The sequence below is a fragment of the Pseudomonas sp. 2 genome (assembly GCF_056627435.1).
In genome coordinates this window covers 405192-411360 of record NZ_JBWXNG010000005.1, presented here as the reverse complement: position 1 = coordinate 411360, position 6169 = coordinate 405192, and the positions used below count along the sequence as shown (strand labels likewise).

The 6169-nt window shown below is 62.7% G+C and carries 8 protein-coding genes; 7 read left to right on the top strand and 1 reads right to left on the bottom strand.

What is annotated here, in order from left to right; all coding sequences use genetic code 11:
• Positions 1–117: 117 nt before the first annotated feature.
• Positions 118–978, bottom strand: a complete 861-nt coding sequence (locus AC1MEK_RS11605; RefSeq protein WP_480396413.1) for a hypothetical protein — start codon at positions 976–978, stop codon at positions 118–120.
• A 257-nt stretch (positions 979–1235) separates the two neighbouring features.
• Here AC1MEK_RS11605 and AC1MEK_RS11600 point away from each other — a divergent pair, with 257 nt between their 5' ends.
• The 7 genes from AC1MEK_RS11600 to AC1MEK_RS11570 all read left to right on the top strand — a co-directional run bounded on the left by AC1MEK_RS11600 (position 1236) and on the right by AC1MEK_RS11570 (position 6165).
• The gene (locus tag AC1MEK_RS11600; protein ID WP_480396412.1) at positions 1236–2033 is read left to right on the top strand and encodes an SDR family NAD(P)-dependent oxidoreductase; all 798 of its coding nucleotides are present in this window, start codon (positions 1236–1238) and stop codon (positions 2031–2033) included.
• 158 nt (positions 2034–2191) lie between these two features.
• Entirely contained in the window at positions 2192–2515 is a 324-nt protein-coding gene (locus AC1MEK_RS11595; RefSeq protein ID WP_480396411.1) for a putative quinol monooxygenase, read from the top strand.
• Positions 2502–2780: a LysR family transcriptional regulator gene (locus tag AC1MEK_RS11590; RefSeq protein ID WP_480396410.1), complete on the top strand. Its 279-nt coding sequence runs from the start codon at positions 2502–2504 to the stop codon at positions 2778–2780. The genes AC1MEK_RS11595 and AC1MEK_RS11590 overlap by 14 nt, the downstream gene beginning before the upstream one ends.
• Positions 2781–3002: 222 nt before the next feature.
• Positions 3003–3677, top strand: coding sequence for a GntR family transcriptional regulator (locus AC1MEK_RS11585; RefSeq protein ID WP_480396409.1), 675 nt, complete (start codon positions 3003–3005; stop codon positions 3675–3677).
• Between the two features lie 95 nt (positions 3678–3772).
• On the top strand, positions 3773–4579 hold the full coding sequence (locus AC1MEK_RS11580) for an ABC transporter substrate-binding protein (RefSeq protein WP_480396408.1): 807 nt from the start codon (positions 3773–3775) through the stop codon (positions 4577–4579).
• A 37-nt stretch (positions 4580–4616) separates the two neighbouring features.
• On the top strand, positions 4617–5384 hold the full coding sequence (locus AC1MEK_RS11575) for an amino acid ABC transporter permease (protein WP_480396426.1): 768 nt from the start codon (positions 4617–4619) through the stop codon (positions 5382–5384).
• Between the two features lies 1 nt (position 5385).
• Positions 5386–6165 (top strand): amino acid ABC transporter ATP-binding protein, encoded by a 780-nt coding sequence (locus AC1MEK_RS11570; protein WP_480396407.1) that lies wholly within the window; start codon positions 5386–5388, stop codon positions 6163–6165.
• Positions 6166–6169: the final 4 nt, after the last annotated feature.

The window sequence follows — 6169 nt, the reverse complement described above, 5'->3', positions numbered from 1 at the left end:
TTTGATCTTCCCGCAGCCAAACCTGTATACGCGATATGCCTGACACCCTCAGGTCGCCTGTTTTTGCTGCCGCCGCGGTCGGACGCGACCCCGGGCGACCGCCGGCAAGCTGTGCTGCTACGTTTCTGCGGTGTCGTTGCGGGCCTGCAACTGCGCCTGCACCTGCTGGAACACCACGCTGGTCGACTCGCTGTCGCCTTGCGCACCATCGGAATCGTCGGCCAGGATTTCCGCGAGGTTGGGGAAGTGCCCGGTGTCGGCAGCGGTGGTCGCGTCGCTCTTGCCCACCTGCGCCAGCGCATCGGCCAGGCCCTGATGCTGGCTCAGCCATTGCGGCGAGGATTTCTCTTCCGGGCTCATGCCTTCCAGAAACGCCAGGGCCGCCTTGGCCCGGCCGACCGGATCGTTGGCGTACGGGTCGGTGAAGTGGCTTTCCTGATCCTTCGGCCCGCTGTAGTAACCGGTGGCCAGACGCTCCTGCTGGCGCATCACCGCCTTGGCCGCAGCCTGTTCCTCGTTGCTGAACTGGCCGCCAGCGTTGGTGGCGACGGCGTACAGTGAACGCCGGTCCAGATCACCCAGCAACGAGTTGCGGTCGGTGTCGCTGCCGTCATAAGGCTTGCCGCCGCTTTTCATCAGCGCGTACTTCTCGTCCATCCGCTTGCGGGCATCCAGTGCCACGTCGGAGAAGGTCTTGTCCTTGGAACTGGACACCGCACCCGGCTGGGACACGCCGAGCACCACGGCATCGGCAGAGAATCCGGAACGCACGGGGAAGTAGGGCGAGTAACTGGCGATGGCCGCGCTGTAGGCGGTCGAGAGGCTGGACAGATCGACCGAGACCGTGCTGCTGGCCTGGCTGGTTTCAGTGGTCTGATCGGCCGCGGCGCTGGCCGTGTTGATGTCGGTTGCCGACTTGCTGGCGGTTGAACTGGCATATGCCGCCAGCGCGGCATTCGAAGCAGTATCGATAATCATGCTGACTTCCTTGGCAGTTGGATTTGTATCAATTCAGACAAAGTCATCGGCTGTTTCCTACACAACTGAAGGTTTTTGCGAAGACCGTTTGGCGGTTTTGAGGGGTTCAGACCCGGATCGTCTCAAAGTCGTTAAAACATGTCTTGGACGGTCTTGCGCAAATGCATCTACGCTGAGCCAGTCGTCGCCATTGCGGCGGCTGGCTGAGCCCGCCACTGGCAAGGGCTGCAGGCCATTTCCCACGATGGAGGCGCAGCATGAAAATCGACCTGAACGCAAAACTCGCAATCGTCAGCGGCTCGACCGCCGGTATCGGCCTGGCCATCGGCAAGGCGTTGGCTCAATGCGGGGCGTCAGTGGTGATCATCGGCCGGGCGGCCGGCAAGGTGGAGGAGGCGATCGCCTCGATCAAGCGTGATGTGCCGGGTGCGCAACTGCATGGCCTGGTGGCGGATCTGGGCACCGCCGAAGGCGCGCAGCGTCTGTTCGAAGCACACCCGAAGGCCGACATCCTCGTCAACAACCTGGGCATCTTCAACGACGTGGATTTCTTCGACGCCGATGACGCCGAGTGGGCGCGCTTCTATGAAACCAACGTGATCTCCGGCGTGCGCCTGTCGCGGCACTATGTGGGCGGCATGGTCGAGCAGAAATGGGGCAGGGTGATCTTCGTCTCGTCCGAGTCCGGCGTGGCCATTCCGGCCGACATGATCAACTACGGCACCACCAAGGCGGCCAACCTGGCGGTTTCCCACGGCCTGGCCAAGCGCCTGGCGGGCACCGGGGTGACAGTCAATGCCATTCTGCCGGGGCCGACCTTCACCGACGGCGTGGAAGACATGCTCAAGGACGCCATCGCCAAATCGGGCCGCAGCGCGCGGGATGAGGCCAACCACTTCGTGCGCACGGCGCGTCCTTCGTCGATCATCCAGCGCATCGCCGAGGTCGATGAAGTGGCCAATCTGGTGGCGTATCTGGCCTCGCCGCTGTCGTCGGCCACCACGGGCGCGGCGCTGCGGGTCGATGGCGGGGTGGTCGACAGCCTGGCGATCTAATCGCAAAACCACGGCCTGAGGCGCGGCAGCGACCGTGCATCAGGCCGCAGGCGACTTTAATTGTCGCTTAATCCGCAACGCAGAAACTCCAAACCTGTGGTTTATCCGGGGCGTCTCGGGCGTCAAAATCGCCCCATCATTTTTCGCAGGAGAGGATGATGCTTGTTTCGGCGATCAACACCGTAGAAATTCATGCCAGCCACGGCCGTCGCAATGAAGTCGACACGCGTGTGCCACGCATGCTCGATGTGTTGAACAGCACCACACCGTGTATCGCCTACACCCTGACCGCCAGCAACAGCCGGGACGACGCCTGGATAGTCAGCGGTTACTGGCGGTCGGCGGCGCAGATGCAGGCTCACTTCTCCCATCCCGAACTGGCCGGTTTCATGGACCTGCTGTCGTGCGGTGCCATCAGCCATATCCAGTTCAACAGTTTTGTCGCCGAACCGAGCGGGGTGAGCCCTGATGTCCCTGAATGAAGATATTCTCCTGAGCCTTGACCTGAACCTGCTGTTGACCTTTCTGGTGGTGTTCCGCGAGCGCAGCGTCAGTGGCGCCGCCCAGCACCTGCGAGTGACTCAGCCTGCAGTCAGCGGCTCGCTGGTGCGTTTGCGCGAGTTCTTCAACGACCCGTTGTTCCTGCGCCGCGACCGCAAGATGCAGCCCACGGCAAAAGCCCAGGAAATCGCCGAGGCGTTGTTGCCGGCCATGCAGCGCATCGAGTCGGTGATTCGTCACCCATAACGGTTTCACGCCGTTCCCAAACGCACGCCTGCGCGCCACGGTTGTGCGCCCCTTCCCATGCCTGATCCGTTTGGTAGCACGCCGTGCGCGCTGCCGAAGCCTGCCATTTCGTTAAATCCCCAGCACTTTCATCGAGTTGCCGCTGCCTGGGCAAAGCTGGCATCGACTTTGCTTTTTCGTATCCGTGGATGATTGGATACAAAAATTCAAAGAGACCTCGATATGCGCTCCGTACCCCGTTTTGCCGACCGCCATGCCGTGACTGCAGAAGAAGAGGCCTACGCCTTTCTGCTCGACGCCATCTGTAAGGGCACTTACCGAATGGGCGAGCGGCTGATCGCCGAAGACATCGCCACGGAAATCGGCATGAGCCGCATGCCGGTGCGCGAGGCGTTCCGGCGTCTGGCTGCCGACGGGCTGGTCACCCTGCGGCCCAACCGCGGGGCGGTGGTCAGCGGCCTGAACATCGAAGAGATGCGCGAAGTCTTCGAAATGCGCAGTGCGCTGGAAGGGCTGGCGATTCGTGTCGCCGTGCCGAAGATCACCGAGCGCCACCTGACTCACCTCGAACGCCTGCTGGACGACATGGACGCCTTTCGCGACGACAGCTCCGAATGGGTCAGCCGCCACCGCGAATTCCATGAATACCTGTGCAGCCTCAGCGAACGTGCCCGGCTGATGCGCCAGATCAGCGCGCTGTACACGGTGATCGAGCCGCACATGCGCGTATGGCTGGAGCACGGCGAAAAGCCGCTCAGCGCCCGGGATGAGCATGCCGTGATTCTCGATGCCCTGCGCGCGGGGGATGCCGAGCAGGCCGAGCGCGTGCTGCGCGACCACATCGAAGGCACGGTGCCGAGCCTGATCGCCTTTCTGGAACAACAGAAAACCGCTTGACCTTATAAAGAAGCGGGCACCCAGCCCGCCGGTTTCATCCGTAGTGACGTACAGAACTGCCCTTACTTTTCTCACCGAAAATCGGAGCTCTTGTCATGCACACACCCGCCACGCTGGCCGCCCTCGTATCCCTGAGCCTGCTCGCACCGCTGGCATCCGCCGCCACCACGGTGCCGGACCGGCTGCAGAAGCTCGACAAACTGGTTTACTGCTCGGGCATGGATTCACCGCCGCTGGTGTCGTTCGACGCCGCGCAGAAACCGGTGGGCCTGACCATCGATCTGGGCCTGGAAGTCGCCAAGCGTCTGGGCGGCAAGAAGGTCGAGTGGCGGGTGATTCCGTTCTCGGGGCTGGTGCCGGCGCTGCTGGCGCAGCAGTGCGACATGATCGTCGATCAGCTGTTCGACAAACCCGAGCGGCGCGAAGTGATCAACATCGTCAACTACATGTATTCCAGCCAGTCGGTGGTGGTGCCCAAGGGCAACCCGAAGGGCATCAAGTCGCTGGATGATCTGTCCGGGCACAAGGTGGCGGTGCTCAACGGCTCCACCATCAAGACCCTGCTCGACACCCAGAACGAAACCCTGGGCAAGGCCGGCAAGCCGCCGCTCAAGCTGGTGGTCTACAACACCGACACCGACGCTTTCCAGGCCCTGCGCATCAACCAGGTGGATGCCTACGGCACCACCGTCGAAACCGCCGGCTACTACGCCGCCATGGCGCCGGACCTGTTCCAGGAAGGCGTGCCCGCGTTCAGCCGCATCCTCACCGGTCTTGGCATTCGCAAGGACGACGCGCAACTGACCAGCGCCGTGCAACAGGTGATCAGCGACATGCGCAGCGACGGCAGTTACACCCAGCTACTGGCCAAGTGGCACGTGGAAAGCGACAAGCTGGACTGACCGGGCGCAGTACGAGGGGTAATGACGAGGGTCAATGATGAATTTCAATTGGGAAGTGTTCTGGCAATACCTGACCCAGCCCAGCGGGGTCTACCTCACCGGGCTGTGGCTGACGTGCCTGATCAGCGTGCTGGCGATGCTGCTGGGCTGCGCGCTGGGGCTGGTCGCCGCACTGATGCGGCTGTCGAAGAACCCGCTGCTGAATCTGCCGGTGCGGTTTTACGTGTGGCTGATGCGCGGCACGCCGCTGCTGGTGCAGATCGTGTTCCTGTACACGGCGCTGGCCGCCGGTGGGGTGTTTCGCTTCGAGGACATCGATCTTGGCTGGGTGATTATCCCGGGCAACATTCAGGCGGCGATCATCGCCCTGGGCCTGAACGAGGGCGCGTACATGGCCGAGATCATCCGTGCCGGCATCGGCGCGGTGGACAAGGGCCAGTACGAGGCCGGGCGTTCGCTGGGCATGACCTTCGGCAAGCTGATGCGGCGCATCGTGCTGCCCCAGGCGTTCCGGGTGATCGTGCCGCCGCTGGGCAACGAGTTCAACGTGATGCTGAAGAACACCACGCTGGTCAGCGTGATCGGCGTGCAGGAGCTGCTGCTCAGCACCCAGATGATCACTTCGGCGACCTTCCGCGTGTTCGAGCTGTATCTGGTGGTGGCGATCTATTTCCTGCTGCTGACCACCTTGTGGGGTTTCTTTCAGCGCTGGCTGGAACAGCGCTTCGGCCAGTCCGATCGCCAACCGCCTGCGGCCAAACGAATGTTCGGCCGTGGTGCGATGAAACTGTTGAGGGGACGTTGATATGGCGCATCAGAGTGAAGAACTGATCATCGAGGCGCTGAACGTGCACAAGTCCTTCGGCGATCTGGAAATTCTCAAAGGCATTTCACTGCAAGTGCGCAAGGGTGAAGTGGTGGTGCTGATCGGCGCCTCGGGCTCGGGCAAGACCACCTTCATTCGCTGCATCAACCTGCTGGAAGACATCCAGTCCGGGCGCATCCGGGTCAACGGCCAGAACATGGGCTACCGCGAGCGTGCCGACGGCAGCCTGGTGCGCGATTCGGAGCGCAACATCGCCCGTCAGCGTCGCGACATCGGCATGGTGTTCCAGCGCTTCAACCTGTTCGCCCACATGACCGCGCTGGAAAACATCATCGAGGCGCCGATCCACGTGCTCGGCGTCCCACGCCAGCAGGCCCTGGCCCACGGCCGCGAACTGCTGGCCCGCGTCGGGCTGGCGGACAAGGCCGGGCATTACCCGTCGATGCTTTCCGGCGGCCAGCAGCAGCGGGTGGCGATCGCCCGGGCGCTGGCGATGAAGCCCAAGGCCATGTTGTTCGACGAGCCCACCAGTGCGCTTGACCCGGAAACCGTCGGCGAGGTGCTGGAGGTCATGAAAGAGCTCGCCGAAGACGGCATGACCATGGTGGTGGTGACCCATGAAATGGGCTTTGCCCGGGAAGTCGCCGACCGCGTGGTGGTGCTCGATCAAGGCGAACTGATCGAGCAGGGGCCGCCGCAACAGATCTTCAGCCGTCCGACTCACCCGCGTACCCAAACCTTTCTCAGCCGCGTGTTGTAACGCT

What these genes read in the sequence shown, in the direction of transcription:
- AC1MEK_RS11605 (WP_480396413.1), bottom strand. Translation starts at nt 978, where the DNA reads ATGATTATCGATACTGCTTCGAATGCCGCGCTGGCGGCATATGCCAGT.
- AC1MEK_RS11600 (WP_480396412.1), top strand. Translation starts at nt 1,236, where the DNA reads ATGAAAATCGACCTGAACGCAAAACTCGCAATCGTCAGCGGCTCGACC.
- AC1MEK_RS11595 (WP_480396411.1), top strand. Translation starts at nt 2,192, where the DNA reads ATGCTTGTTTCGGCGATCAACACCGTAGAAATTCATGCCAGCCACGGC.
- AC1MEK_RS11590 (WP_480396410.1), top strand. Translation starts at nt 2,502, where the DNA reads ATGTCCCTGAATGAAGATATTCTCCTGAGCCTTGACCTGAACCTGCTG.
- AC1MEK_RS11585 (WP_480396409.1), top strand. Translation starts at nt 3,003, where the DNA reads ATGCGCTCCGTACCCCGTTTTGCCGACCGCCATGCCGTGACTGCAGAA.
- AC1MEK_RS11580 (WP_480396408.1), top strand. Translation starts at nt 3,773, where the DNA reads ATGCACACACCCGCCACGCTGGCCGCCCTCGTATCCCTGAGCCTGCTC.
- AC1MEK_RS11575 (WP_480396426.1), top strand. Translation starts at nt 4,617, where the DNA reads ATGAATTTCAATTGGGAAGTGTTCTGGCAATACCTGACCCAGCCCAGC.
- AC1MEK_RS11570 (WP_480396407.1), top strand. Translation starts at nt 5,386, where the DNA reads ATGGCGCATCAGAGTGAAGAACTGATCATCGAGGCGCTGAACGTGCAC.